Raw genomic sequence first — 26886 nt, 5'->3', positions numbered from 1 at the left:
TAAGATGGCTGTATGAGCGAACCCACCGTCTTCACGCGCATCGCCCGTGGCGAGATCCCCGCCGACGTGGTGTTCGAGAACGAGCGCATCCTCGCGATCACCGACATCGCCCCCCAGGCCCCGGTGCACCTGCTCGTGTTCCCCAAGACCCAGGAGCATCCGACGGTCGCCGCTCTCGCTGCGGCCGATCCGGCTCTGCTCGCCGAGATGGTGCAGGTCGCCCAGTCGCTCGCCGACGCCCACAGCGACGGTCAGTTCCGCCTCGTCTTCAACTCCGGAGCAGAGGCGGGCCAGACCGTGTTCCACGTCCACGCCCACGTCCTGGGCGGTCACCACACGGAAGGCTCCCTTGCCACCGGTTGAGAACACGGGCGCGAGCCCCGATGAGCGCCCCGCCGCAGGCCCGGATGCTCCCGAGACGACGCGCCGCGTCGTCGCCGTCGACGGGGTCGCCATGGTGCGACTCCTCGGCCCTCAGGACCGCCTCATCCGGGCGGTCGAAGGACGATTCCCCGATGTCCGAGTGCACGTACGCGGTAACGAGGTGACGCTCGAGGGTGAGCGCGAGCCCGTCGTCGCCGCGACGCGCCTGGTGGAAGAACTGGTGCGCATGACCGCGAGCGGGCACGACCTCGATCCGGAGGGCGTGCGCGAGTCCGCCCGCATCTTGCAGAACGGCGGGCCGGTGAGTCCGGCCGAGGCCTTCGGCCAGGCGATCCTCACCGCGCGGGGCCGGAGTGTCCGCCCCAAGACCCTCGGCCAGCGCGAGTACGTCGACGCGGTCGATCAGAACACCATCGTCTTCGGGATCGGCCCGGCCGGCACCGGTAAGACCTACCTGGCGATGGCGAAGGCCGTGCAGGCGCTGCAGCGCAAGGAGGTCGAGCGGATCATCCTCACCCGCCCGGCGGTCGAGGCGGGGGAGCGGCTGGGCTACCTGCCCGGCTCGCTCACCGACAAGATCGACCCGTACCTGCGGCCGCTCTACGACGCGCTCAACGAGATGATGGACCCCGAGATCGTCCCGAAGCTGCTCGCGGCCGGCACGATCGAGGTCGCGCCCCTCGCCTACATGCGCGGCCGCACCCTCAACAACTCGTTCGTCGTGCTCGACGAGGCGCAGAACACCACACCCGAGCAGATGAAGATGTTCCTCACCCGCCTCGGCTTCGGCTCGAAGATGGTGGTCACCGGCGACATCACCCAGGTCGACCTGCCGACCGGCGCCAGCGGCCTGCGCCTCGTGACACGGGTGCTCGACGACATCGACGACATCCACTTCTCGCGCCTGACCAGCGAGGATGTGGTGCGCCACAGCCTCGTCGGCCGCATCGTCGATGCGTACACCGAGTACGACCAGCAGAAGCAGGCCCAGCACTTCGAGCGCGAGCAGGCGCGCGAGTTCGCCAACCGGGCCGAGCGCCGCGGAGGCGCGGCCCGCGCGTCCGGCGATCGCCAGCCCCCGCGCGGCTGAGCCCGCCCGCCACGACCCGACCGAAGGAACCCCGCATCCCGTGAGCATCGAGATCAACAACGAGTCGAGCGTCCCCGTCGACGAGGCGGCGCTGCTGCGCCTGGCCGGCTACGCGCTCGACTCGTTGCACGTGCACCCCGACGCAGAGCTCGCGATCGTGCTCGTCGACGAGGGCGCCATGGAGCAGCTGCACGTGCAGTGGATGGACGAGCCGGGGCCGACCGACGTGCTCAGCTTCCCGATGGACGAGCTGCGGCCCGGCACCGAGGACGAGCAGACGCCGGCCGGGCTCCTGGGCGACATCGTGCTCTGCCCTCAGGTCGCGCAGACGCAGGCCGAGGCCGCGGGCCACTCGGTGCTCGACGAGCTGCAGCTACTGACCGCCCACGGGCTGCTGCACCTCCTGGGCTTCGACCACGCCGAGGCTGAGGAGGAGCGCGAGATGTTCGGCATCCAGCGCGACATCCTTGTCGGCTTCCACATCAGCGAGCGACGCCGCTAGAGCGCGCCGTGCCCACTCTCCAGCTCCTCATCGCCGCACTCGCGCTCGTCGCCGTCGGCGGATGGTTCGCCGCGACCGACGCCGCGCTCGGCGTCCTCTCGCGCAGCGACCTGCTCGACATGGCCCAGCACTCCCGCAGTGCGCGCGCCCTCCGGGCGATCGCGGGCGACATGAGCGCCCACGTCAACGTCGTCAACTTCTCGCGGATCGCGGCCGAGACCACGGCCGCCGTCTTCGTCACCACGGTGCTCGTGGTCGAGGTCGCTCAGCTCTGGCTGGCTCTGCTGCTCGCGGTCCTGATCATGGCCGCGGTCTCATTCGTGCTCGTCGGCTCCAGCCCCCGCAGCGTCGGTCGAGCGCACGCGCGCGCCGTGCTGGGCACGAGCGCCTCTCTCGTGCACGTGCTCCGGGTGGCGCTCGGCCCCGTCGCGCACGGCCTCGTCGCCCTGGGCAACCGTGTCACGCCGGGCACCGGCCGATCGGCCGGGTTCTCCTCCGAGGAGCAGCTGCTGAGCATGGTCGACGAGGCCACCGAGCAGGATGTGCTCGAGCAGGACGACCGCGAGCTGATCCACTCCATCTTCGAGTTCAACGACACCTTCGTCCGCGAGGTGATGGTGCCGCGCACCGACATGGTGACGATCGAGGCGACCTCCTCGGTGGGCGCCGGCATGGGCCTCCTGCTCAGCCGCGGGATCTCGCGGCTCCCGGTGATCGGCGAGGGCGTCGACGACGTTCTCGGGGTGCTCTACCTCCGTGACGTCGCCCGGCACACGTACGAGCGGCCGGATGACTCCGACACGGTCGCGGAGCTAGCCCGGCCGGCGCTGTTCGTGCCCGAGTCGAAGAAGGCCGACGAGCTGCTGCGACAGATGCAGCTCGAGTCCAACCACCTGGCCATGGTCGTCGACGAGTACGGCGGCATCGCCGGTCTCGTCACGCTCGAGGACCTGATCGAGGAGCTCGTCGGCGACATCTCGGACGAGTACGACCGCGAGGTCGACCTGTTCGAGGAGACGTCGCCCGGGGTCTACCGTGTCTCGGCGCGCCTGCCCGTCGACGAGCTGGGCGAGCTGTTCGAGCTCGACCTCGAGGACGACGACGTCGACTCCGTCGGCGGCCTGCTCACCAAGGCCTACGGGCGCCTGCCCGAGCGTGGCGCGACCGCCCGCATCGGCGGCGTGATCCTCGAGGCCGAGCAGGCGGATCCGCGTCGTGGCACCATCTCTACGGTGATCGTCCGCCGCGATCCCGATCTGGACACCGTCGGCGAGCCCGGCACCGGCCCCGTCGCGATCATCGCCGACGGCGGCACCACCACCCCCAGCCCGAGCACGGCTCCCACCCGCGGAGCCGCGAGCGCGGGCGATCGGAACGAGGACGCACGATGACAGACCACACTCCCAGCACCGCACCGCACCGGGCGGGCTTCGTGTCGTTCGTCGGCCGCCCGAACGTGGGCAAGTCGACGCTGACCAACGCCCTGGTCGGCGAGAAGATCGCGATCACCAGCTCCAAGCCGCAGACGACGAGGCGCGCGATCCGCGGAGTCGTGCACCGCCCGGACGGGCAGCTCATCGTCGTCGACACCCCCGGCGTCCACCGGCCGCGCACCCTCCTTGGCGAGCGGCTGAACTCGCTGGTCACCTCGACGCTCGGCGACGTCGACGTGATCGGGATGCTCTTCCCCGCCGACGAACCGATCGGCCCTGGCGACCGCTTCATCAACGAGCAGCTCGACGCTTTCCCCCGGGCGCGCAAGGTCGCCGTCGTCTCGAAGGTCGACCTGTCGTCGAAGAAGTCCGTCGCCAAGCAGCTCCTGGCCGTCTCGGAGCTGCGGGAGTGGGACACCATCGTGCCGATCTCGGCCGTGACGGACGAGCAGCTCGACCTGCTCGCCGCGGAGCTGCTGCGTCTGATGCCGGTCTCACCCGCGCTGTACCCGGAGGAGGCGGTGACCGACGAGGACCTGTTCTCCCGGGTCGCCGAGTTCATCCGCGAGGCGGCGCTCGAGGGTGTCTCGGACGAGCTGCCGCACTCGCTCGCCGTCACGCTCGACGACATGGTCGAGCGCGAGGACGGCTCGCTGATCGACATCTACGCCAATGTCTTCGTCGAGCGCGACAGCCAGAAGGGCATCATCATCGGCAAGGGCGGACAGCGTCTGCGCGAGGTGGGTGCGGTCTCGCGGGAGCAGATCGAGCGTCTCCTCGGGCGCCGCGTGTTCCTGTCGATCCGGGTGAAGGTCGCGAAGGAGTGGCAGCGCGATCCAAAGCTGCTGGGGCGACTGGGCTTCTGACCGTGCGGAGCCGGTATCGGGCCCCGACCCGCCGCCGCGCGCCCGCCGTCTCCCGGAGGACGCCGATCACCCTGCCGGACGACTCCGCGCGGTGCGCGGACCCGTAGCGTGGACTCCATGCGTGCCTTCTCCGACCGACCGGCGACACTGCCGATCGCCGGAGTGGTCCTCGCCGGCCTCCACCTCGCACTCGCGCTCATCGGGTTGCTCCCGCCGGAGCGGCTCCCCGGCTCCCTGCTGGTGGCCCTCGCGCTCGCGGTCGCCGCGCTGCTCCCGGCCCTCGCCCCGTCCCTCGTCGCGGTCGGAGTGCTCACCGCTGGGGGGATCCAGATCGGCGGCATCCCTGTCGACGGCGTGCTCGTCGGTCTACTCGTGCTGTGGCAGACCACGCGGCGACTGGGGCCGTGGACCCGGGCGCTCGCCCTCGTGGGCGGTCTCGTCCTCGCCGGCGCCGGCGGGATCGTCGTCGCGTTCGAGCTCTCCGGCACCGCGGGCCTGTCCGCTCTTCCCACCCACGTCGAGTTCCTCGTCCTCGCGGTCGTGGCGCTGCTCGTCGCCTCGTTCCTGAGCGGCGCCCAAGTCCTCGTGTTCGTCCTGGCTCTGCGTGCGCCGATCGGTCCCGACGACCGGGTCGAGGCCCTCGTCACCCGGGTCGCGGGTCCCCAGGATCCGTTCTCGGTGGGGATCGCGGGCGGGCAGGGCCTCGTGCTCCTGTTCATCGCTGCGGTCCCGTTCACCGAGACGGGCGAGGCGATGCAGATCCTGCTCTCGGGTGTCTTCGCCGTCGCACTCGTGCTGCACCGCCGCTCGCCCCCGCTCGCTCTCGCCGTCGCGTGGTTCGGTGCGGCGCTGCAGATGAGCCTGCAGCTCTCGCCGAGCCCGGCCGACGTCGCGATCCTGGTGGTGCTCTTCGGCACCGGAGCGTCGACGTCGCGCCGCGTGCGGACCGCCGGCGCGGTCTCCGCCGTCCTCGGCTCCGTCGTCGCCGTGGCCTACCTGATCGTCGTCTACGACCTGCTCTCGGGCACCGCCGACGCTCCCTTCACGGTGACGGCGACCGCAGGCGGGATCCTCGCCACCTTCGGCCTCTCGTGGACCGTCGGCCTCCTCTCGCGTGCCGTCGGCCGCGCCCGCGAGGGGCAGACCCTCCGCGCTCAGGCCGAACAGGAGCGCTCACGGGCCCAGCGCGAGCTCGACGCCGTGGAGGAGCGCAACCGCATCGCCCGCGACATGCACGACGTGGTCGCCCACTCCCTGGCGGTCGTGATCGCCCAGGCCGACGGCGCCCGCTATCTCGGCGCGTCGAGCCCGGAGCAGACGGACGCGGCTCTCTTGACCATCTCGACGGTCGCCCGAGATGCGCTCGGCGATGTCCGAGTGCTGCTCGCTCAGCTCCGCCACTCCCAGACCGACGGTCCCCAGCCCGGCGCCCGCGACCTGCCCGCGCTCCTCGAGAGCGTCGGCAGCGCCGGCGCCCCGGTCCGCGCCGACCTCGAGCTCGACCTCGACGAGGTGCCCCGCGCCGTCGGGCTCGCTCTCTACCGCATCGTGCAGGAGGCGACCACCAACGCGCTCCGGCACGGCCGCCCCGGCTCGCCGATCGAGATCGCGCTCCGGCGCGAGGAGGACGAGCTCACGCTGAGGGTGAGCAACGCGCGCCGCTCCGGAGTCGAGAGTGAGCCCGGCTCCGGCGGCGGACACGGTCTGGTCGGTATGCGCGAGCGCGCCGTTCTCGTCGGCGGCGCCCTGGCCGCCCGCTCCGTGGGGGAGGACTTCGTCGTGGACGCTCGCCTCCCCTCCGCCGCGTCGCCCGCCCGCGACGTCGGCACTGCTCCGCCCATCGCCACTGGAGGCCGAACCGCATGACCGAGTCCATCCGCATCGTTCTGGTCGACGACCAGGCGCTCTTCCGCGCAGGCATCCGCATGCTGCTCGGGTCGCAGCCCGACCTCGAGGTCGTGGGCGAGGCCTCCGACGGAGCCGAGGGTGCGGTTCTCGTGGCGCGGCTCGCTCCAGACGTGGTGCTGATGGACATCCGCATGCCGGGTGTCGACGGCATCGAGGCGACCCGGCGGATCCTCGCCGACGCCGCGGACCGGGGCGTCGAGGCTCCGCGCATCCTGGTGCTGACCACTTTCGACCTCGACGAGGCGGCGGCCCGGGCGATCCGGGCCGGGGCGAGCGGCTTCCTGCTCAAGGACACCGAGCCCGGGTTCCTGCTCGCTGCGGTGCGCACGGTGCACTCGGGCACGGCCGTCGTCGCCGCTTCCGCCACCCGCGAGCTGTTCGAGCACTTCGGTGCGGCCGGCAGCGGCCGTGAGACTCCGGCCGAGTTCGCGACCCTCACCGATCGCGAGCGCGAGATCTTCCATCACGCGGCCCGGGGTCTGAGCAACACCGAGATCGCCCGCGCCGAGTTCCTCAGCGAGGCGACCGTCAAGACGCACATCAGCCGCACCCTCGGCAAGCTCGGCCTGCGCGATCGCGTGCAGCTCGTCGTCTACGCCTACGAGAACGGGCTGGTCGCGTAGCCGCGCCCGGGGTGTGTCGCCTCGCGGGGCGGTGCTAGCCTGGCCGCGTGCGCGTCGGTCTGCTCCTTCTTAGCTGCCGCGACGAGATCTGATCCTCAGGCCCCCCTCGTCGCGGAGTTCGCCGTCGGCTGACCACACCCTCGCCAGCGAGTCCGTCCGCACGCGGATCCCGCCCGGACGCACGCGAGCCGGACCGGGCTCGGAACCGCATCGGACTCGAGCCCGCATCGTTCGAGCGGGCACACCGTTCGAGCGGGCACAGACCCGAGCGAGACCAGACACGAGCGCGTCCCCGCGCCAGGAGAGCACACCATGCAGAACACCCAGAAGCCCTCGCCCATGCCGATCCACAAGTACCGGCCCTACCACGAGCAGATCACCGTCGACCTGCCCGATCGCACCTGGCCGACCCAGCGGATCACGACCGCGCCGCGCTGGTGCGCGGTCGACCTGCGCGACGGCAACCAGGCGCTGATCGACCCGATGAGCCCCGAGCGCAAGCGGATCATGTTCGATCTCTTGGTCCGCATGGGCTACAAGGAGATCGAGGTCGGCTTCCCGAGCGCGAGTCAGACCGACTTCGACTTCGTGCGCAGTCTGATCGAGGAGGGCGCGATCCCGGAGGACGTCACGATCCAGGTGCTGACGCAGGCGCGCGACCATCTGATCGAGCGCACCTACGAGTCTATCCGCGGCGCCCGTCAGGCGATCGTGCACCTCTACAACTCCACCAGCGTGCTGCAACGCGAGGTCGTGTTCCGCAAGGATCGCCAGGGCATCATCGACATCGCTCTGGCCGGCGCGCGCATGTGCCGCGAGATGGAGTCGACCGTCCCCGGCACGACGGTCTACTACGAGTACTCGCCCGAGAGCTACACCGGCACCGAGCTCGATTTCGCGCGCGAGATCTGTGACCGTGTCGTCGAGGTCTTCGAGCCCACTCCCGAGCGCAAGGTGATCCTCAACCTGCCGGCCACCGTCGAGATGGCCACCCCCAACGTCTACGCCGATTCGATCGAATGGATGAGCCGCAACCTGGCTCAGCGCGAGAACATCATCCTGTCGCTGCACCCCCACAACGACCGCGGGACGGCCGTCGCCGCCGCCGAGCTGGGCTACCTGGCCGGCGCCGACCGGATCGAGGGTTGCCTCTTCGGCAACGGTGAGCGCACCGGCAACGTCGACCTGGTCGCGCTGGGCGTGAACCTGTTCACCCAGGGCATCGACCCGCAGATCGACTTCGGCGACATGGACGGCATCAAGCGCACCGCCGAGTACTGCAACCAGCTGGCGGTGCCCGAGCGGAGCCCGTGGGCCGGCGATCTCGTCTTCACCGCGTTCAGCGGCTCCCACCAGGACGCGATCAAGAAGGGCTTCGAGGCGATGCAGGCCGAGGCCGAGCGCACGGGCCGCAGCGTCGACGAGCTCACCTGGGCCGTGCCGTACCTGCCGGTCGACCCGAAGGACCTGGGCCGCTCCTACGAGGCGGTCATCCGCGTCAACTCGCAGTCGGGCAAGGGAGGCGTCGCCTACCTGCTGAAGACCGACCACGCGCTCGATCTGCCGCGCCGCCTGCAGATCGAGTTCTCGGGAGTGGTCCAAGCCAAGACCGACGCCGGGGGCGGCGAGGTCACCAGCGAGCAGATCTGGGCGATCTTCCAGGACGAGTACCTGCCGGCGCCCGTCGAGCGCTCCGACGAGAAGTGGGGGCGCTTCGAGCTGATGCACACCAGCACTTCGAGCGACCTGGGCGGCAGCATCGCCCTCGAGGCCGTCCTGCGGGTCGGAGACGAGAGCATCGCGGCGAGCTCGCGCGGCAACGGACCCATCAACGCTTTCGAGGCCGTGCTGGAACAGCAGGGGATCGACGTGCACGTGCTGGACTACGTCGAGCACGCGCTGAGCGCCGGTGGCGACGCGCTCGCCGCCTCCTATGTGGAGTGCACCGTGAACGGCCGCACCCTGTGGGGCGTGGGCGTCGACGCCGACATCTCGACCGCCTCCCTGAAGGCGATCGTGTCGGCCGTCAACCGTGCCTTGCGCGAGACCACTCCGGCGATCGAGCTGGCGACCGCCTCCGTCTGACGCGCCCTTTCCCGAGGGAACCCGGGACCGTCGAGGGAGCCTCCGCCCCGAGGCTCCCTCGACGGTGGCGCGCTCCCTGACGGCGTGCCGGCGTCAGGCGCGGCCGCGCCAGCGCAGGCGCGGCACCCGGCTGAGCGCCCGCTGCTCCGGCAGGCTCCAGCCGTAGCGCACCGCCAGGAGGCGGATCACGGTGGTGACGGCGACGGCCAGCGGTGCCGCGTAGTCGATCACCATCCCGAAGCGCAGCGCCGTCACCAGCACCACGGTGCCGGCCGTCGCGGCGATCGCGTACAGCGAGCCGACGTGCATCAGCGCGATCGGTCGGTTGAGCAGGATGTCGCGCACGACCGAGCCGCCGACCGCCGACACGGTCCCGACGAACACCGCGGGCACCTCCGGGACGCCGAGCGCCAGCGCCTTGGTCGTGCCGATCGCGCCGAACAGGCCGAGGGTGAGCGCGTCGAGGGCGGTGATCGTCCCGTCGACGCGGTTCAGCACGTGCTGCAGCAGCATCCCGAGCAGGGAGGCGGCGACCGCGACCAGGAGGTACGCGTTCGTGTGCAGTGCCGCCAGCGGGGTCTGCAGCAGCAGGTCGCGCAGCACGCCGCCGCCGAGACCGGTCGCCGTGCCGATGATCGTCACTCCGAGCAGGTCGATGCGGCGGTCTCGGAACTCTCCCGCGAACATCGCGCCCTGCAGGCAGCCGATGGCGATTGCGAGCAGATCGGCCCAGGCCGGGATCACGAAGAGAGTCGCTGCCACGACGCCCATCGTTCCACGCCCGGCCCCGCGTGCAGGCCGGTGTCGGTGGTGGGGAGGATAATCGCGTCCATGCCCACCTATCGTGACGAAGCCGTGGTGCTCCGCACGCACAAGCTGGGCGAGGCCGACCGCATCGTGACCCTGCTCTCGCGCGGCCACGGCAAGATCCGCGCCGTCGCCAAGGGGGTGCGCAAGACCGGCTCGAAGTTCGGCTCGCGGCTTGAGCCGTTCATGGTCGCCGACCTCCAGCTCTACGAGGGCCGGAGCCTCGACATCGTCACGCAGGCCGAGTCCCTCGGCGCCTACGGGGCGCTGATCGCCGCCGACTACGACAGCTACACGGCCGCGAGCGCGATGGTCGAGACGGCCGATCGGCTGACCGACGCCGATGCGTCGCTGCAGCAGTACCTCCTCCTGGTCGGTGCCCTGCGTTCGCTCTCTCGCCATGAGCACGAAGCGGTGCTCACCCTCGACTCCTACCTCCTGCGTGCCCTCTCGATCGCGGGCTGGGCCCCGAGCTTCGAGGACTGCGCGCGCTGCGGAGCCCCAGGCCCGCACGGCGCGGTCGTGATCCAGCTCGGAGGCGTCGTCTGCGCCGACTGCACGCCGCCCGGCGCCCCGCGCGTCGCCCCCGAGGTCGTGGTCCTGCTCGGTGCCCTGCTGACAGGAGACTGGGCCCACGCCGAGACGACCGAGCCGACCACGCGGTCCCGAGCGAGCGGAGTCGTCGCCGCCTACACGCAGTTCCACCTCGAACGCGGACTGAGATCCCTGGAGCACGTCACCCGATGAAGCCGTTCACACACAAGGACGCCGAGCCGTACCGCCCCCTCGACTGGACCGGGATCCAGCCGCCGGCGATCCCGCGCAGGGCGGTGCCCGCCCACGTCGCGATCGTGATGGACGGCAACGGCCGGTGGGCCAACTCCCGCGGCCTCACGAGGATCGAGGGCCACAAGCGCGGCGAGGCGGCGCTGCTGGACGTGGTGGCCGGCGCGATCCAGGTCGGCGTCAAGCACCTCAGCGTCTACGCGTTCTCGACCGAGAACTGGAAGCGCTCGCCCGAGGAGGTGCGCTTCCTGATGGGCTTCAACCGCGATGTGCTGCACCGACGCCGCGACCAGCTGAACGAGTGGGGCGTGCGCATCCGCTGGGCCGGTCGGAGGCCCCGGCTCTGGGCCTCCGTGATCAACGAGCTCCAGTTCGCCGAGCGGCTGACCGCCGGCAACGACGTGCTCACCCTCACCATGTGCGTCAACTACGGAGGCCGAACCGAGATCGCCGACGCGGTCCAGCGGCTCGCCGCAGAGGTCGCTGCGGGGCGACTCACGCCGTCCGGCATCTCAGAGAAGACAATCGCGCGGGCGCTCTACGTGCCCGAGCTGCCCGACGTCGATCTGTTCGTGCGCTCCTCGGGCGAGCAGCGCACCAGCAACTTCCTGCTCTGGCAGAGCGCCTACGCCGAGATGGTGTTCCTCGACCGGCTCTGGCCGGACTTCAGCCGCACCGATCTGTGGGAGGCGATCGAGCGCTACTCCGGTCGGTCGCGGCGCTTCGGCGGCGCGGTGGACGTGCCGGGAGCCTCCGCGTGATCCGGGTCGGCATCGTCGGCTTCGGGCTCGCCGGCAGCGTCTTCCACGGTCCGTTCCTCGCGGCCGACCCGGCTTTCGAGGTGGTCGCCGTCGCCACCCGAGACCCGGATCGCGCCGCCTCCGCCGCCTCAGCCCATTCTGCGGCGCAGATCGTTCCCGACCTCGAGGCGGTGCTCGCCGAGCAGCCCGATCTCGTCGTGCTCGCCACTCCGCCGTCTGTGCACCGCGAGCAGGCCGAGGCCGCCCTGGCCGCGGGAGCGGCGGTGGTGATCGACAAGCCCTTCGCGCCGAGCACGGCCGACGCGGACGCGATCATCGCCGCCTCCGAGGCGAGCGGCGCGCCCGTGTTCGTGTTCCAGAACCGGCGCTGGGACTCCGACCTGCTCACCCTGCGCCGTCTGCTGGCCGAGGGTGCGCTCGGCGAGGTGTTCCGCTTCGAGTCGACCTTCGAGCGCTGGAGCACGCCGAAGACGGGGCGCTGGCAGAACCGGATCGGCACGCACGAGGGTGGCGGGATCCTCTTCGATCTCGGCAGTCACCTCGTCGACCAGGCCCTGATGCTGTTCGGTCCTGCGAGCGTGACGGCCGCCGAGACGCGCGTCGTCCATCCGGGAGGAGCGAGCGAGGACGACGCGTTCGTCTCGCTCCTGCACGGGGGCGGTGTGCGCTCGCACCTCACGATGAGCCGCGTCGCCCGTGCAACGGGCCCGCGCCTACGCGTGCTCGGCAGCAGGGGCGCCTTCTCGATCGACGGCCTCGATCCCCAGGAGGCCGCACTGCGCTCCGGCCGGTCCCGGCCGGAGGAGCCGGGCTTCGGCGAGGTTCCAGCCGGGGCCTGGGGCGTGCTCACCGACGACTCGGGGTCGCGGCGGGTGCCGAGCGAGCGCGGACGCTACGCCGCCTTCCTCGAGCAGGTCGCGCAGACCCTTCGCACGGGAGCGCCGGCGCCGGTCGACGTGCGGGAGGCGCGCGAGGTCGTCGCCGTGATCGAGCGGGCCCACGCTCTCGCGGCCCGCTGAGCCGCGACTCCTGCGACGCGCCCGACGCCCGACGCGTCTTGGCGTTCCGTCGCTGGGGCGACATCCTCGAGGGGTGAGTACCGCCCTTCCGAACCAGGCCGACCTGCGAGCGCGCTTCTCCGGTGCTCGCGGATACCACAACGCCTGCACGCTCGGCCTGCCGCCGCGCGAAACGGTGGCGGCTCTGCGCGCCGACCTCGACGGCTGGTCGTCGGGAGGGAACACGGCAGTCGGCTACGGAGCCGTCGCGGAGCGGGCCCGGGACGCATTCGCGGACATCGTCGGCGTTCCCGCCGGGCGCGTCGCGATCGGCTCGCAGACCTCGGCGATGGCGGCGGTCCTGGCGGCCTCGCTGCCGGACGGCGCCCGGGTGCTCTGCATCGACGGCGACTTCTCGTCGATCGTCTTCCCCTTCCTCGCACAGGCCCACCGCGGCGTGGTCGTGCGGTCCGTCGCGCTGGAGGCGCTGGCCGACTCCGTCGAGGAGGCGGACGACCTGGTGGTGTTCTCGGCCGTCCAGTCGAGCAGCGGAGCGCTCGCCGACCTCGACTCCGTGATCGAAGCCGCCGCCCGCTGCGGTGTGCGCACCGCATGCGATCTCACCCAGGCCGCGGGAATCCTCCCGGTCGACGCCTCCCGCTTCGACGCCACGCTCACCCACGCCTACAAGTGGCTCTGCTCGCCCCGCGGAGTCGCGTTCCTGACCGTGTCTCCCGAGTACGCCGCCGAGCTCGTCCCGGTGCAGGCCGGCTGGTACTCGGGAGAGGACGTCTGGTCCTCGTGCTACGGGCCTGCCATGCACCTCGCCGAGAACGCGCGCCGCTTCGACGTGTCACCCGCCTGGCAGGCGTTCGCGGGAGCAGAGGCCTCGCTCGAGCTGTTCCGCTCGCTCGACCTCGCCGCGGTCTGGGCGCACGCCTCCGGGCTCGGCGACGCGCTCTGCGAGCGCCTCGACCGCGAGCCGCAGCACCGGGCGATCGTGTCGTGGCCGGATGCGGAGGGGGCGGATCTCGCCCGCCTCCAGGCGGCGGGCCTGCGCGTCTCGGGCCGTGGCGGGCGTCTGCGCGTGGCCTTCCACCTCTGGAACGACGAGTCCGATGTGGACGAGCTCGTCCGGGTGCTCCAGGACGTCCGGGCGCTCCGGGAATAGGAGCCCGGCGCGGCGGTTGTCCTGGTGGTGAGCACAGTGCAGAATCCTCTCTCCGTCGACATCTGGTCGGACATCGCGTGCCCGTGGTGCTACATCGGGAAGCGCAGGTTCGAGCGTGGGCTCGAGGCGTTCCGTGCCGCGCATCCAGAGGCGCCCGAGGTGGCGATCGAGTACCGGAGCTTCGAGCTCTCGCCGGACACCCCGGAGGACTATCGCGGGGGAGAGGCAGCGTTCCTCGCCGAGCACAAGGGCATCCCCGAGGCGCAGGCGCAGCAGATGCTCGACTCCGTCACAGGGATCGCGGCGAGCGTCGGGCTCGACTACCACTTCGAGACGGTGCAGCACGTCAAGACAGTCACCGCCCACCAGGCTCTCCACCACGCGAAGGCCCAGGGGCTCCAGCTCGAGCTCGTGGAGCGGCTGTTGAGCGCCTACTTCGTGGAGGGGCTCGACCTCGCCGACCCCGAGGTGCTCGCGGGGCTCGCCGCCGAGGTCGGGCTCGACGCCGCAGAGACTCGGCGGGCGCTCGACGACGAGCGGTACCTCGCCGCAGTGCAGTCCGATCTGGCGCAGGCCCGCGAGTACGGCATCTCGGGGGTGCCGTTCTTCGTGTTCGACGGTCGCTTCGGCGTCTCGGGCGCGCAGGAGCCCGCAGCGTTCACCGAGGTGCTCGAGCACGTCCTCGAGCAGCGGGCGGTCGTTGCGTGAGCGGGCCGTTCGAGATGCTCGGCGCCTCCGGCGTGCCCGTGTGCGAGGGCGGCGTCTGCGCCGTGCCGCCCGTCGACGTGGCTTCGCCGATCAGCGCGGAGGCTCCTCGACCGTGATGTCGGCCACGGTCGCACCGTAGGCGGCGACCAGCGCGTCGGCGTCGACGAAGGCGCTGCGGCCGCCGGCGCCCGCGCCCATCGCGATACGGCGGCCGAGGATCCGCTCGTCGGCGTAGACGGGCCATGCGGTGGTGGAGCCGATCGGAGTGATGGTGCCGCGGCGGTAGCCCGTGGCCTCGAGCGCGGCGGTCTCGTCCGGGAGGCGCAGCTTGTTCACGCCGACGACCGCCCGCAGCTTCGGCCAGGCGATCTGGCGCCCACCCGGCACGAGTGCGAACAGGTAGCCGCCGTCGTGGCGCTTGACGACGAGAGACTTCACGATCCCTCCGGGGTCGATGCCCAGCAGCTCCGCCGCCTCGGCAAGGCTCCCGGCGTCGGGCCGGTCGACGATCTCGATGGCCAGGCCGCGGGCCTCAGCGTCCGCCGCGAACCGCCGCCGGCCCTCCTCCACCTGTTCGTTGTCGCTCATCTCTCCACCTCTCCGCTCGTCGTTCCGACGTCCCCAACACAGGATCTGGGACAATCGATACCGATGACCTCCACTCTCACGGCGGCCCCGCCCACGCGCACCGCGCCGGCGCTGCGGATCGGCCCCCTCGAACTCGACGCGCCCGTGGTGCTCGCCCCCATGGCGGGCATCACCAACACAGCCTTCCGCCGACTCTGCCGAGAGTTCGGCGACGGCCTCGGTGCCGGCGGGACGGCCGGTGCCGCCGGAATGCTCTTCGTCAGCGAGATGATCACGTCGCGCGCGCTCGTCGAGCGCACTCCGGAGTCGATGCGCCTGATCCGCCACCACCCGAGCGAGTCGGTGCGCTCGATCCAGCTCTACGGAGTCGACCCGAAAACGGTCGCCGAGGCCGTTGCGATGCTCGTCGCCGAGGACAGGGCCGACCACATCGACCTCAACTTCGGCTGCCCGGTGCCCAAGGTCACCCGGAAGGGCGGGGGAGCGGCGCTGCCGTGGAAGCTTCCGCTGTTCCGCCAGATCGTCGAGGGCGCGGTGAAGGCCGCGGGCGAGATCCCGCTCACCGTCAAGATGCGCAAGGGCATCGACTCCGATCACCTCACCTACCTCGAGGCCGCACGGGCGGCCGAGGGGGCCGGAGTCGCGTCGATCGCGCTGCACGCGCGCACCGCCTCCGAGTTCTACAGCGGCCACGCCGACTGGTCGGCCGTCGCCACCCTCAAGGAGGCGGTCACAAGCGTCCCCGTGCTCGGCAACGGAGACATCTGGTCGGCCGAGGACGCGCTGCGGATGATGGCCGAGACCGGCTGCGACGGCGTCGTCGTCGGCCGCGGCTGCCTCGGTCGGCCCTGGCTTTTCGGCGATCTCGCGGCGGCGTTCGCCGGCTCCGACGAGCGCTTCCGGCCCTCGCTCGGGCAGGTCGCGGAGGCGTTCCGTCGTCACGCCGAGCTGCTGGTCGACTTCTTCGAGAGCGAGGAGCGGGGCTGCCGCGACATCCGCAAGCACGTCGCGTGGTACTTCAAGGGCTACGCCGTCGGCGGCGACCTCCGCGCCCGTCTCGCGACGGTCGAGTCCCTCGCGCAGCTCGACGAGCTGCTGGGAACGCTCGACTGGTCGCAGCCGTACCCCGGCGAGGCCGCGGAGGGGCAGCGGGGGCGTGCAGGATCCCCGAAGACCCCGTCCCTGCCCGACCGCTGGCTCGACTCCCGCGAGCTCGACTCCGTGCAGCGCGACGCGGTCTCGGCAGCCGAGATCCACAACAGCGGTGGATGACCGTGCGCTCTGGGGGTACTCGCTCGTCGACACCGAGCGCTTCCTCCCGGAGGACCACTCGACCCGTCGCTCCGACTTCGCCCGCGACCGGGCCCGGCTCTTCCACTCCAGTGCTCTGCGCCGCCTGGCGGCGAAGACACAGGTGCTCAGCCCGACCGCAGGCGTCGACTTCGCGCGCAACCGCCTGACGCACTCGCTCGAGGTCGCGCAGATCGGCCGTGAGCTCGCCACCAGCCTCGACCTCGATCCGGACGTCGTCGACACCGCCTGCCTCGCCCACGACATCGGTCATCCGCCGTTCGGCCACAACGGCGAGCGCGCGCTGAACGCGTGGGCCGAGGGCATCGGCGGTTTCGAGGGCAACGCGCAGACCTTCCGCCTGCTCACCCGGCTCGAGCCCAAAGTCTTCGGCGACGACGAGCGGCCCTACGGCCTCAACCTGACCCGCGCCAGTCTTGACGCGAGCTGCAAGTACCCCTGGCCGGACACCCGCTCGGTCGCCGACCCGTCGGGGCGCGCCAAGTTCGGCTTCTACGCCGACGATGCTCCCGCCTTCGCCTGGATGCGGGAGGGAGCACCGGAGGGTGTGCGCTGCATCGAGGCCGAGGTGATGGACCTCTCCGACGACATCGCCTACTCGGTGCACGACTTCGAGGATGCGGTCGTCTCCGGCTACATCGACGTCGGGGCGCTCGGCTCCCGCGCCGACCACGACGAGCTCGTGACGTCGATGCATTCCTGGGTCGGCGGCGAGGTCGACCACGAGGAGCTCGTCGCCGCGTTCGACCGCCTCGACTCCCTCGACGTCTGGGTCTCCTCCTGGGACGGCTCGCGCCGCGACCAGGCCCGGCTGAAGAACCTGACCAGCCAGCTCATCGGCCGCTTCGCCGCCGCCGCCACCGAGTCGACGAGGGAGGCGTACCAGCACCCCGATCTCGTCCGCTTCGGCGGCCACGTGGTCGTCCCCCGGGAGCAGCAGGCCGAGATCGCCGTGCTGAAGGGCATCGTCGCCGCCTTCGTGATGTCGCGCAACACCCGTCAGCCGATCTACGCGCAGCAGCGCGAAGTGCTCACCCGACTCGCCGACACCCTGTTCGAGCGGGGCCCCGGCACGCTCGAGCCGGGGTTCGCCGAGGACTGGCGCGCCGCCCCGCACGACGAGGCCCGCCGCAGAGTGGTCGTCGACCAGGTGGCGAACCTCACCGATCAGAGCGCGCTGGCCTGGTTCGAACGGCTGTGCTGACGCGGGCCACCGCACCCGGTTGCGTGGCCCTCTCCGCCCGGACGGAACGCCTCCGGCAGGTCGGATCGCGCCGACCGGGCGAGCCGGAGCGCATCCCGCCTGCCCGAGTCCGCGCAGCCCGCCGAGGGGGAGGCCCGGGCGGATACGATGGAGCCCATGCCTCGGATCCGACAGTCAGATGTCGAAGAGGTCAAGGCGCGCACCAACATCGGTGACGTGATCGGCGAGTACGTCACCCTCAAATCGGCCGGAGTCGGCTCGCTCAAGGGCCTCTGCCCCTTCCACGACGAGCGGAGCCCCAGCTTCCACGTGCGACCGCAGGCGGGCTTCTACCACTGCTTCGGCTGCCAGGAGTCTGGTGACGTCTACAGCTTCATCATGAAGATGGACCACACCTCGTTCAGCGAGACGGTCGAGCGGCTGGCCGGCCGCATCGGCTTCCCGCTGCACTACGAGGACGACGGCGGTCGTGCTCCCGAGACAGGCGGGCGCGCTCGGCTACTCGCGGCGAACGACGCGGCCGAGGAGTTCTTCCGTGGGCAGCTCGCGACTCCCGGAGCCGATGTGGGCCGCCGTTTCCTCGGCGAGCGCGGTTTCGACCGTGCAGCGGCCGACCGGTTCGGAGTGGGCTTCGCCCCCGACGGGTGGGACGGTCTGACGACCGCGCTCACGCGCCGCGGCTTCTCTGAGGAGGAGCTGACGGCGGCGGGACTGGTCAGCAGCAGCAACCGGGGCGGCGTCTACGACCGCTTCCGTGGCCGCCTGGTCTGGCCGATCCGAGACGTCACCGGGCAGACCGTGGGGTTCGGCGCCCGTCGTCTGCTCGAGGAGGACAAGGGGCCCAAGTACCTGAACACTCCCGAGACGCCCGTGTACCACAAGTCGCAGGTGCTCTACGGGCTCGACCTCGCGAAGCGGGCGATCGCACGCGGCCACCAGGTGGTCGTGGTCGAGGGCTACACCGACGTGATGGCCTGCCACCTGGCCGGCGTCGTGACCGCCGTCGCCACCTGCGGCACCTCCTTCGGCGTCGACCACATCAAGGTGCTGCGCCGGGTCCTCGGCGATGACAGCGGAGTGGGCGAGGTGGTCTTCACCTTCGATCCAGACGCGGCAGGGCAGAAGGCGGCGATGCGCGCGTTCCAGGAGGAGCACCGCTTCGCCGCCCAGACCTTCGTCGCCGTCGCGCCCGAGGGCCTCGACCCCTGCGACCTACGCCTGAACCGGGGTGACGACGCCGTGCGCAGGCTGATCGACGACAAGAAGCCGATGTTCGAATTCGTCATCCGTCAGCTGCTCGACCGCTACGACCTCGAGACGGTCGAGGGGCGGATCGCGGCGCTACGCGCGGCCGCTCCCGTGGTGGCTGAGATCCGTGATCCGGCCCTCCGGCCCGGCTACTCGCGCGAGCTCGCCCGCATGCTGGGCCTCGACATGGCCGAGGTGAACTCCGCGGTGCGGTCCGCCGGCTCGCGCTCGCGCTCCTCCGGTGGCCAGAACCGCGATCAGCAGAACCGCGATCGGCAGAACCGCGTGCCGCCGGACGGCGAGCCGCGCAACGGCGAGGGCGCTGCCGTCGAGCCTCCGCTCGGCGCCCGCCTTGCCGACCTTCCGGTCGACGTCGTCACGCGGATCGAGCGCGAGGCGCTCATGGCGATGCTCCAGCTGCCCCAGGCGATGGGCTCGGAGCTGCTCACGCGCGCCGCGCACGCGGCCGTCACCAACGAGACCCTGCGCGTCGTGCGCGACTCCGTGGTCGCGAACCTCGAGCGGGCGGAGGACCGCGACTGGGTCGAGCACGTCGCCGCCGACGTCCCCGGTCCGTTCGCCTCCCTGGTGCGCCAGCTCGCCGTCGCGCCGATCCCCGCCGCCGATGAGGCCGGCCTGACCCGCTACGCCCGCGATGTGGCGATCTCGCTGATCGAGCGCGACCTGCTTCGCGAGATCGCGGAGCTGCGCGGGGCGCTGCAGCGAGCCTCCGCCGACCCCGTGATGTCGCGGGCGGTGCAAGTGCGGCTGGTCGAGCTCGAGCGCCAGAAGCGTGCGCTGCGCACAGAGTGAGGCGCTCCCGATGAGCGTGTTGCGGTCGTGTGAAGAAATCCGCGGCACCCCCGCTGGGGTTCGGAGTCGGTTCTCAACTGTGTTACGACTGAGGAACAGCAATGCGGGCGTCCAGCGTCGTGACGCCACTGCCCACAGGTGACCTGTGTGCCGAGAGTCCGTGCGCCCTGTGCGCGCCCGCATACCATCCCTGACAGGAAGAGGCAGACGGAGATGACATCCGCATCCACCCGCGGTACCCGCGCACTCGCCGCTGCGGCAGGTTTCGCCGCGGTCGCGCTCGTGCTGGCGGGCTGCTCCGCCGGCGGGAACGACTCGTCCGGCGGCAGCGCCGGAGGGGCCCTGACCATCGGCACCACCGACAAGATCACCAGCCTCGACCCCGCCGGCTCGTACGACAACGGCTCGTTCGCCGTGATGAACCAGGTGTTCCCGTTCCTGATGAACACTCCCTACGGCAGCCCGGACGTCGAGCCGGACATCGCCGAGTCGGCCGAGTTCACCTCGCCCACCGAGTACACCGTGACGCTGAAGGAGGGACTGAAGTGGGCCAACGGCCACGACCTCACCTCCTCCGACGTGAAGTTCTCCTTCGACCGCCAGGTCGGCATCGCGGCGGAGAACGGCCCGTCGTCGCTGCTCGCGAACCTTGACAGCGTCGCGGCTCCCGACGACACGACCGTGGTGTTTACGCTCAAGTCCGAGAACGATCAGACCTTCCCGCAGATCCTTTCGAGCCCCGCCGGCCCGATCGTGGACGAAGAGGTGTTCTCGGCCGACGAGCTCACGCCCGACACCGACATCGTCTCGGGGAACGCGTTCGCCGGCCAGTACACGATCGCGAACTACGACGTGAACAATCTCATCCAGTACAAGGTGTACCCCGACTACCAGGGCGTGCTCGGCGAGGCCAGGACCGGCACCGTGAACGTCAAGTACTACGCCGACTCCTCCAACCTCAAACTGGACATCCAGGAGGGCAACATCGACGTGGCCCTGCGCAGCCTCTCGGCGACCGACGTCGAGGATCTGCGCGGCAACGACCGGGTGAAGGTCGTCGACGGTCCCGGCGGCGAGATCCGCTACATCGTCTTCAACTTCGACACCCAGCCCTTCGGCGCGACGACGGCAGAGGCCGACAGCACGAAGGCGCTGGCCGTGCGCCAGGCCGTGGCCGATCTGATCGACCGCGACGAGATCGCCGACCAGGTCTATAAGGGCACCTACACCCCGCTGTACTCCTACGTCCCGGCCGGCCTGACCGGCGCGGTCGAGCCGTTGAAGTCGCTCTACGGCGACGGCAACGGAGCGCCCGACGCTGAGAAGGCCAAGGCGACCCTCGCGGCCGCCGGCGTCACCGGCCCGGTCACGCTCAACCTGCAGTACTCGAACGACCACTATGGTCCGTCCTCTGGCGACGAGTACGCGCTGATCAAGGACCAGCTCGAGTCGACGGGGCTCTTCACGGTGAACCTGCAGACCACCGAGTGGGTGCAGTACTCGAAGGACCGCTCGAGCGACGTCTACCCGGCGTACCAGCTCGGCTGGTTCCCCGACTACTCCGACGCCGACAACTACCTGTCACCGTTCTTCATCAAGGAGAACTTCCTCGCGAACCACTACGACGACGCGGAGGTGCAGAGTCTGATCGCCCAGCAGGTCTCGACCACCGACCCCGCTGAGCGCACCGCGCTGATCGAGCAGATCCAGGAGAAGGTCGCGGCGCAGTTGTCGACCGTCCCCTACCTGCAGGGCTCGCAGGTCGCGGTCGTCGGCAGAACCGTCAGCGGGGCCGAGGACACGCTCGACGCGTCGTTCAAGGTCCGCTACGCCGCGTTCAGCAAGGGCTGATCCACCCCTCACGGCCGGCGCCTCCCCGACAGGAGGCGCCGGCCGTTCTCCACGAAAGGCATCACGTGACGACAGCCACGACGGCTGCGGCGACGGCGCCCACCCGGCGACCGCGCGGCTCCGGAGGCGGACTCGGGCGCTATCTGCTCGTCCGCTTCCTGCTCATCATCCCGACCGTCTTCATCCTCGTGACGATGGTGTTCCTGCTCATGCGCTCGACCGGCGATCCGATCACCGCGGCGCTCGGCGGACGCCTGACCGCCGATCAGCTCGCCGAGCGCGTCGCCGCGGCGGGCTACGACCGGCCGCTGATCGTGCAGTACCTCGAGTACCTCGGCAAGCTGCTCACCGGCGACTTCGGTACCACCCTCAGCGACGGCCGCCCGGTCACCGAGGTGCTGGTCACCTACGGTGCGGCGACGGTCGAGCTCGCCTTCTACGCCCTGATCGTGGCGTTCCTCGTCGGCATCCCGCTCGGGATGCTCGCCGCCTACCACCGCGACCGCACCCCTGACGCGGTGCTGCGCATCTTCGCGATCCTCTGCTACGCCACGCCCGTCTTCTTCGCGGGCCTGCTGCTCAAGCTGGTCTTCTCGGTCTGGCTCAAGTGGTTCCCCGTCGCGGGGAGGGCCTCCACGAGCACCGAGCTCTCGCTCCAGTTCCTCGAGAACAAGACCGGCATCTACCTCATCGACGCGATCCAGACCGGGGATCCGGCGGCGATCAGCGACGTACTCTCGCACGCGGTGCTGCCTGCTGTCGCGCTGGGCCTGCTCACGGCGGGCATCTTCCTCCGCCTGGTGCGCACGAACGTGATCGGCACGTTGGGCACCGACTACGTCGACGCCGCCCGTTCCCGCGGAGTGAGCGAGTTCCGCCTGGTCCGCACGCACGCCTACCGGCCCGCGCTCATCCCGATCATCACCGTGATCGGCCTGCAGATCGCGCTGCTGCTCGGCGGGGCCGTCCTCACCGAGACCACCTTCGAGTGGAAGGGCCTCGGCTTCCAGCTCGCGGAGTACCTCCAGGCGCGCGACTTCGTCGCCGTGCAGGGCATCGTCGCCCTGCTCGCGGTGATCGTCGCGCTGACCAACTTCATCGTCGACGTCATCGCGGCGCTCATCGACCCGCGAGTGAGGTACTGAGCATGAGCACCACCGCCCCGGCGCGTCCGCGCCGCCGCCTCGTCGACCGCCTGCCGGTCCTCCGCCAGCTCCGTCAGAGCGTCGGCCTCCAGCGGGGGATGCTCATCACCGGCCTCGTGATCACGGGCGCCTTCCTCCTGGTCGCGCTCCTCGCCCCGCTGATCGCGCCCTACGGGTACTCGCAGCTGCGCAACGGAGACGGCTCGTTCGGTGCGCAGGAGCCGCCGAGCGCCGAGCACCTGCTCGGCACGACCGTCGGCGGCTACGACGTGCTCTCCCGGGTGATCTGGGGCGCGCAGACCGCGTTCCTGGTGATCGTGGTCGCCGTGGTGCTCTCGATCTTCCTCGGCGTCTTCCTCGGCCTCGTCTCCGGCTACCTCGGCGGCTGGCTCGACCGGGTGCTCGTGGTGATCTGCGACGCGATCTACGCGTTCCCGACCCTGCTGCTGGCGATCGTCATGTCCATCGTCATCTCGGGCGGCCAGTCCAATCTCTGGGCCGGCATCCTCGCAGCGGCGGTCTCGATCACCGTCGTCTACATCCCGCAGTACTTCCGTGTGATCCGGGCTGAGACGGTCCGGATCAAGGGCGACGCTTTCGTCGAGTCGGCGAAGGTCATCGGAGCGTCGACGCCGCGGATCATGTTCCGTCACGTCCTGCGCAACGCCACCCGGACCCTGCCCCTGATCTTCACGCTCAACTCGTCCGAGGCGATCCTGACCCTCGCGGGCCTGGGGTTCCTCGGCTTCGGCATCGAGCCGACCTCGGCCGCCGAGTGGGGCTACGACCTCAACAAGGCGCTCTCCGACGTCACGAGCGGCATCTGGTGGACCTCGGTGTTCCCCGGCCTGGCCATCGTGCTGGTGGTGCTGGGCATCACCCTCGTCGGCGAGAGCCTCAACGACTTGGCCGACCCGCGCCTGCGTGGTCGGCGCGCGGTGGCCGCCGGCTCCGGAGACGTGGCCGCGACATCCGTCGTGCCGGGCGGCGTGCTCGCCGCCGACGGCGTGGAGACGCCGGGGCACGATCCCGTCGCCGGAGTGGAGGGGACGCGATGAGCGACCAGCGCACCGATCGTGGCCACGGCCGCCCGATCGTCGACATCACCGATCTCGAGGTCGCCTTCGCGAGTGACCGCGGAGCCGTCCGCGCCGTCGCCGGGGTCAGCCTCCGTGTCGAGCGCGGCGAGGTGCTCGCGATCGTCGGCGAGTCCGGCAGCGGCAAGACCGTAACGGCGAAGACGATCCTGGGTCTGCTCCCCGAGACGGCCACCGCCTCCGGCGTCGTGCTGCTCTCGAAGAAGGACGGCAGCTCGGCCACCGATGTCGTGTCTGTCCCGAAGGCGCGCCTGCGCGAACTGCGCGGCACCGACGTGGCGATGGTGTTCCAGGAGCCGGGGACGGCGCTCAACCCCGTCTTCACGGTGGGCTGGCAGATCGCCGAGGGGCTGCGCGCCCACGGCTCCGTCTCGAAGAAGGAGGCGCGGCAGCGCGCGATCGAGGTCCTGCGCACCGTCGGCATCCCCGAGCCGGAGAAGCGGGTGGACTACTACCCGCACCAGTTCTCCGGCGGGCAGAAGCAGCGTGTCGTGATCGCGATGGCTCTCGTGCTCGACCCGGGCCTGATCGTGGCCGACGAACCGACCACCGCGCTCGATGTGACGGTGCAGGCCGAGATCCTCGATCTGCTCCGCCGCTGCCGCGACGAGTTCGGCACGTCGATCGTGCTGATCACCCACAACATGGGCGTCGTCGCCGACCTGGCCGACCGTGTCGCCGTGATGTACCAGGGCGAGCTCGTCGAGGAGGCGACGGTCGCCGAGCTGTTCTCGGTCCCGAAGGCCGAGTACACCAGGAAGCTCCTGGCCGCCGTGCCGCACGTGGGCCAGGGCGTCGAGCGCGCCCGCGCCCGCGCCGTCGAGCGCGCCCAGGCGCCCGAGGCCGAGACCGTGGTCCAGGCCGACGGCCTGCGGATCCAGTACCCGGGCCGGCTCGGCCGACCCGGCTTCGTCGCGGTCGACGGCGTCTCCTTCCGCATCCGTGCGGGCGAGGTGCTCGGCCTCGTCGGAGAGAGCGGCTCGGGCAAGACCACCATCGGCCGGGCGATCGCCGGCCTCACGCCGGTGACCGGCGGATCGCTGCGGGTCCTCGGCAAGGAGATGCGCGGCATCCGCGAGCGGGCCTTCCGTCCGGTGCGTGGCGATATCGGCTTCGTGTTCCAGGATCCGGCGTCGAGCTTCAATCCGCTGCTCACGATCGCGGAGTGCGTGGCCGAGCCCCTGATCGTGCACGGCCGGGCCGGCGATGCCTCCGCTGCGCGGGCGCGCGTCGACGAGCTGCTCGAGGCCGTGCAGTTGCCCCGATCGTACGGCGACCGGTACCCGCACGAGCTCTCCGGCGGCCAGCGCCAGCGCGCCAGCCTCGCGCGGGCGCTCGCGCTCGAGCCGACGCTGCTGATCGCCGACGAGCCGACCTCGGCGCTGGACGTGTCGGTGCAGGCCCGGGTGCTTGAGCTCTTCGCCGAACTCCAGCGCGAGTTCGGCTTCGCCTCGCTGTTCATCAGCCACGACCTGGCCGTCGTCGATCTGCTCGCCGACCGGATCGCGGTGCTCTACCGCGGCGAGCTGGTCGAGGAGGGCACGGGAGCCGAGGTGCTCGCCGCGCCGAAGCACCCCTACACGCAGCGTCTGCTCGCCTCCCTGCCCGTGCCGGACCCGGCGGAGCAGGCCGAGCGCCGTGAGCTGCTGCGCAGCATCACCGAGGCGGAGCGCCGAGCGTGAGCCGCCCGGTCGAGGATCCGGCGCCGATCGTCGTCGACGACCTCAGCGTCGAGTACCCGCCGCGCGGCATCAGCAGCCGGTGGACGGCGCTGCGGGGCGTCAGCCTGCGGGTCGAGCCGGGGGAGGTGCTCGGGGTCCTCGGCGGGAGCGGTTCGGGCAAGTCGACGCTCGCGCGCGTGCTCGGCGGGGACGGTCTCGGCACCGCCGGCGGCCGCACACGCCCCGTGATCGTCGGCGGGGACGCGACCGTCGCCGGGCACCGCCTCCGCTCGCTGCCTGCGCGCGAGCTCAAGCGCTTCACCGTCGACGTGGCGCACCTGGCGCAGGACGCCGGCGCGGCGCTCCGCCCCGAGCTGACCGTCTCGGAGCTGATCGCCGAGCCGATCTTCCTCCGCGACCGGCACTACGACCCGCGCGCGGCCGGCGTGCGGGTGGCGACGCTGCTCGATTCGGTGCACCTGCCACTGTTCCTGCTCGACCGCTACCCCTACGAGCTGTCGAGCGGCCAGCGACAGCGGGTCGCCATCGCCCGTGCGCTCGTGCTGGGCCCGACGGTCCTCATCGCCGACGAGCCGACCTCGGGCATCGACGCGACGGTCCGGGAGTCGATCGTCGATCTGCTCACCGATCTGCGCCGACAGGAGGGGTTCGCGGCCGTGGTCGTCAGCCACGACATCGACGTGCTGAGCCGCGCGACCGATCGGATCGCGGTGCTGGTCGGAGGCGAGGTCGTCGCTTACGGCCCGCTGCTCGATGTGCTGATCGAGGCGCGCCACCCGTACGTGCGCGAACTCGGAGCCGCGTTCGCCGAGTACGAGCGCTTCGACGCCTCGCGGGCGCAGCGCGTCGAGGCGGTGGAAGGATGACGGTGCCACGGATCGCGGTGCTCCCGCGGCCCAAGCCGGTGTTCGCCGAGGCGATCGAGGCCGGCGGCGGAGTCGTGGTCGGCCTCGATGACGATCCCGACGCACTGCTCTGGCTCTCGTACGGGCGACTCGACGAGCTGGCGGCCGCGCTGGAGGAGCACCCGTCGATCCGGTGGGTGCAGCTGCCGTGGGCGGGAGTCGACGTCTTCGTGCCGCTCCTCGCCTCCGCCCGCGCGGACCTCGTCTGGACCAGCGCCAAGGGCGCCTACGCCGAGCCGGTGGCCGAGCACGCCCTCGCGCTGGTGCTCGCTCTGCTGCGCTCGCTGCCCGAGCGGGCGCGCGCCGACTCGTGGGGCGCGAAGCGCGCGGTCACGCTGCACCGCGCCTCCGTCGTGATCGTGGGAGCCGGGGGCATCGCCCGCGAGCTGTTGCGGCTGCTCGGCGTGTTCGACTGCCGCGTGAGCGTGGTGCGCCGCGGCGAGGAGCCGGTGGAGGGGGCGGCCCGCACAGTTTCGAGCGACCGGCTGGCGGAGGTGGTCGCCGATGCCGACGTGCTCGTGCTGGCGGCTGCGGCCACGCCCGGGACCGAGCGGATGGTCGACGCGGGCCTCCTCGCGCGGCTGCCCGAGCACGCGGTGCTGGTGAACGTGGCGCGGGGGACCCTGGTCGACACCGACGCTCTCGTCGCCGCGCTGGCCGAGGGGCGCCTCGCCGGTGCGGCTCTCGACGTCACCGACCCCGAGCCGCTCCCGGATGGGCATCCGCTCTGGAGCGAGCCGCGCTGTCTGATCACCCCGCACAGTGCCGACACCCCCGAGATGACCTCGCCGCTCCTGGCGGAGCGCGTCCGCGCCAATGTCGCCGCTGTGGCCGCCGGCTCGCCACTGCTCGGCCGCGTCGATCCTCGCGCCGGCTACTAGCGCGTGCCCCGGGAGGCGGGCCGATTTTGCGTTCACGGA

At 71.2% G+C, this 26886-nt stretch carries 24 protein-coding genes; 22 read left to right on the top strand and 2 right to left on the bottom strand.

Annotation, left to right across the window (positions count from 1 at the left end; genetic code table 11):
* The first annotated feature begins 12 nt into the window (after window positions 1-12).
* From GSU10_RS08875 to leuA, 8 genes are all read left to right on the top strand, one after another.
* The gene (locus tag GSU10_RS08875) at window positions 13-363 is read left to right on the top strand and encodes an HIT domain-containing protein (RefSeq protein ID WP_068209776.1); all 351 of its coding nucleotides are present in this window, start codon (window positions 13-15) and stop codon (window positions 361-363) included.
* A 91-nt stretch (window positions 364-454) separates the two neighbouring features.
* On the top strand, window positions 455-1474 hold the full coding sequence (locus GSU10_RS08870) for a PhoH family protein (protein WP_132504419.1): 1020 nt from the start codon (window positions 455-457) through the stop codon (window positions 1472-1474).
* 40 nt (window positions 1475-1514) lie between these two features.
* The gene (gene ybeY, locus GSU10_RS08865) at window positions 1515-1976 is read left to right on the top strand and encodes an rRNA maturation RNase YbeY (RefSeq protein WP_056044301.1); all 462 of its coding nucleotides are present in this window, start codon (window positions 1515-1517) and stop codon (window positions 1974-1976) included.
* Between the two features lie 8 nt (window positions 1977-1984).
* On the top strand, window positions 1985-3367 hold the full coding sequence (locus tag GSU10_RS08860) for a hemolysin family protein (protein WP_068209773.1): 1383 nt from the start codon (window positions 1985-1987) through the stop codon (window positions 3365-3367).
* Window positions 3364-4275, top strand: a complete 912-nt coding sequence (gene era, locus GSU10_RS08855; RefSeq protein WP_068209771.1) for a GTPase Era — start codon at window positions 3364-3366, stop codon at window positions 4273-4275. The genes GSU10_RS08860 and era overlap by 4 nt, the downstream gene beginning before the upstream one ends.
* Window positions 4276-4392: 117 nt before the next feature.
* Entirely contained in the window at window positions 4393-6141 is a 1749-nt protein-coding gene (locus GSU10_RS08850; protein WP_082845055.1) for a sensor histidine kinase, read from the top strand.
* Window positions 6138-6806: a response regulator gene (locus tag GSU10_RS08845; RefSeq protein ID WP_132504189.1), complete on the top strand. Its 669-nt coding sequence runs from the start codon at window positions 6138-6140 to the stop codon at window positions 6804-6806. Before GSU10_RS08850 ends, GSU10_RS08845 begins: the two co-directional genes overlap by 4 nt.
* Before the next feature lie 312 nt (window positions 6807-7118).
* Window positions 7119-8891, top strand: coding sequence for a 2-isopropylmalate synthase (leuA, locus tag GSU10_RS08840; protein ID WP_068209768.1), 1773 nt, complete (start codon window positions 7119-7121; stop codon window positions 8889-8891).
* 93 nt (window positions 8892-8984) lie between these two features.
* Here leuA and GSU10_RS08835 read toward each other — a convergent pair whose 3' ends face one another.
* The gene (locus GSU10_RS08835) at window positions 8985-9653 is read right to left on the bottom strand and encodes a trimeric intracellular cation channel family protein (protein ID WP_236713566.1); all 669 of its coding nucleotides are present in this window, start codon (window positions 9651-9653) and stop codon (window positions 8985-8987) included.
* A 69-nt stretch (window positions 9654-9722) separates the two neighbouring features.
* Here GSU10_RS08835 and recO point away from each other — a divergent pair, with 69 nt between their 5' ends.
* The 5 genes from recO to GSU10_RS08810 all read left to right on the top strand — a co-directional run bounded on the left by recO (window position 9723) and on the right by GSU10_RS08810 (window position 14122).
* The gene (gene recO / locus GSU10_RS08830; protein WP_068209762.1) at window positions 9723-10445 is read left to right on the top strand and encodes a DNA repair protein RecO; all 723 of its coding nucleotides are present in this window, start codon (window positions 9723-9725) and stop codon (window positions 10443-10445) included.
* The gene (locus GSU10_RS08825) at window positions 10442-11245 is read left to right on the top strand and encodes an isoprenyl transferase (protein WP_068209759.1); all 804 of its coding nucleotides are present in this window, start codon (window positions 10442-10444) and stop codon (window positions 11243-11245) included. The genes recO and GSU10_RS08825 overlap by 4 nt, the downstream gene beginning before the upstream one ends.
* The gene (locus GSU10_RS08820; protein ID WP_132504191.1) at window positions 11242-12264 is read left to right on the top strand and encodes a Gfo/Idh/MocA family protein; all 1023 of its coding nucleotides are present in this window, start codon (window positions 11242-11244) and stop codon (window positions 12262-12264) included. Before GSU10_RS08825 ends, GSU10_RS08820 begins: the two co-directional genes overlap by 4 nt.
* Before the next feature lie 73 nt (window positions 12265-12337).
* A complete protein-coding gene (locus tag GSU10_RS08815; RefSeq protein ID WP_068209756.1) occupies window positions 12338-13414 on the top strand; it encodes an aminotransferase class V-fold PLP-dependent enzyme in 1077 nt (358 codons plus the stop codon).
* A gap of 36 nt (window positions 13415-13450) precedes the next feature.
* Window positions 13451-14122: a DsbA family oxidoreductase gene (locus tag GSU10_RS08810; protein ID WP_068209779.1), complete on the top strand. Its 672-nt coding sequence runs from the start codon at window positions 13451-13453 to the stop codon at window positions 14120-14122.
* A gap of 90 nt (window positions 14123-14212) precedes the next feature.
* Here GSU10_RS08810 and GSU10_RS08805 read toward each other — a convergent pair whose 3' ends face one another.
* Complete coding sequence (locus GSU10_RS08805) at window positions 14213-14710, bottom strand: aminoacyl-tRNA deacylase (RefSeq protein WP_068209753.1); 498 nt, start codon at window positions 14708-14710, stop codon at window positions 14213-14215.
* Window positions 14711-14773: 63 nt separating this feature from the next.
* On the opposite strand from GSU10_RS08805, the gene dusB reads away from it, so the two are divergent.
* From dusB to GSU10_RS08760, 9 genes are all read left to right on the top strand, one after another.
* Window positions 14774-15982 (top strand): tRNA dihydrouridine synthase DusB, encoded by a 1209-nt coding sequence (dusB, locus tag GSU10_RS08800; RefSeq protein WP_132504193.1) that lies wholly within the window; start codon window positions 14774-14776, stop codon window positions 15980-15982.
* Entirely contained in the window at window positions 15975-17225 is a 1251-nt protein-coding gene (locus GSU10_RS08795; RefSeq protein WP_132504195.1) for a deoxyguanosinetriphosphate triphosphohydrolase, read from the top strand. Before dusB ends, GSU10_RS08795 begins: the two co-directional genes overlap by 8 nt.
* A 156-nt stretch (window positions 17226-17381) precedes the next feature.
* A complete protein-coding gene (gene dnaG, locus GSU10_RS08790) occupies window positions 17382-19286 on the top strand; it encodes a DNA primase (RefSeq protein ID WP_068209750.1) in 1905 nt (634 codons plus the stop codon).
* A 213-nt stretch (window positions 19287-19499) separates the two neighbouring features.
* Window positions 19500-21137 carry an ABC transporter substrate-binding protein gene (locus GSU10_RS08785; RefSeq protein WP_068209747.1) on the top strand — a complete coding sequence of 546 codons (1638 nt, stop codon included), beginning with the start codon at window positions 19500-19502 and terminating at the stop codon, window positions 21135-21137.
* A gap of 65 nt (window positions 21138-21202) precedes the next feature.
* Entirely contained in the window at window positions 21203-22282 is a 1080-nt protein-coding gene (locus tag GSU10_RS08780; protein ID WP_068209744.1) for an ABC transporter permease, read from the top strand.
* A 2-nt stretch (window positions 22283-22284) separates the two neighbouring features.
* Window positions 22285-23340, top strand: coding sequence for an ABC transporter permease (locus tag GSU10_RS08775; RefSeq protein WP_068209742.1), 1056 nt, complete (start codon window positions 22285-22287; stop codon window positions 23338-23340).
* Window positions 23337-25061, top strand: a complete 1725-nt coding sequence (locus GSU10_RS08770; RefSeq protein WP_132504197.1) for an ABC transporter ATP-binding protein — start codon at window positions 23337-23339, stop codon at window positions 25059-25061. The genes GSU10_RS08775 and GSU10_RS08770 overlap by 4 nt, the downstream gene beginning before the upstream one ends.
* Window positions 25058-25927: an ABC transporter ATP-binding protein gene (locus GSU10_RS08765; protein ID WP_068213391.1), complete on the top strand. Its 870-nt coding sequence runs from the start codon at window positions 25058-25060 to the stop codon at window positions 25925-25927. Before GSU10_RS08770 ends, GSU10_RS08765 begins: the two co-directional genes overlap by 4 nt.
* Window positions 25924-26847 (top strand): D-isomer specific 2-hydroxyacid dehydrogenase family protein, encoded by a 924-nt coding sequence (locus tag GSU10_RS08760; RefSeq protein WP_132504199.1) that lies wholly within the window; start codon window positions 25924-25926, stop codon window positions 26845-26847. The genes GSU10_RS08765 and GSU10_RS08760 overlap by 4 nt, the downstream gene beginning before the upstream one ends.
* Window positions 26848-26886 lie beyond the last annotated feature (39 nt).

It is taken from the genome of Rathayibacter tanaceti (assembly GCF_009834165.1).
GTDB classification, from domain to species: domain Bacteria; phylum Actinomycetota; class Actinomycetes; order Actinomycetales; family Microbacteriaceae; genus Rathayibacter; species Rathayibacter tanaceti.
This window is presented reverse-complemented; position numbering and strand designations above follow the sequence as displayed.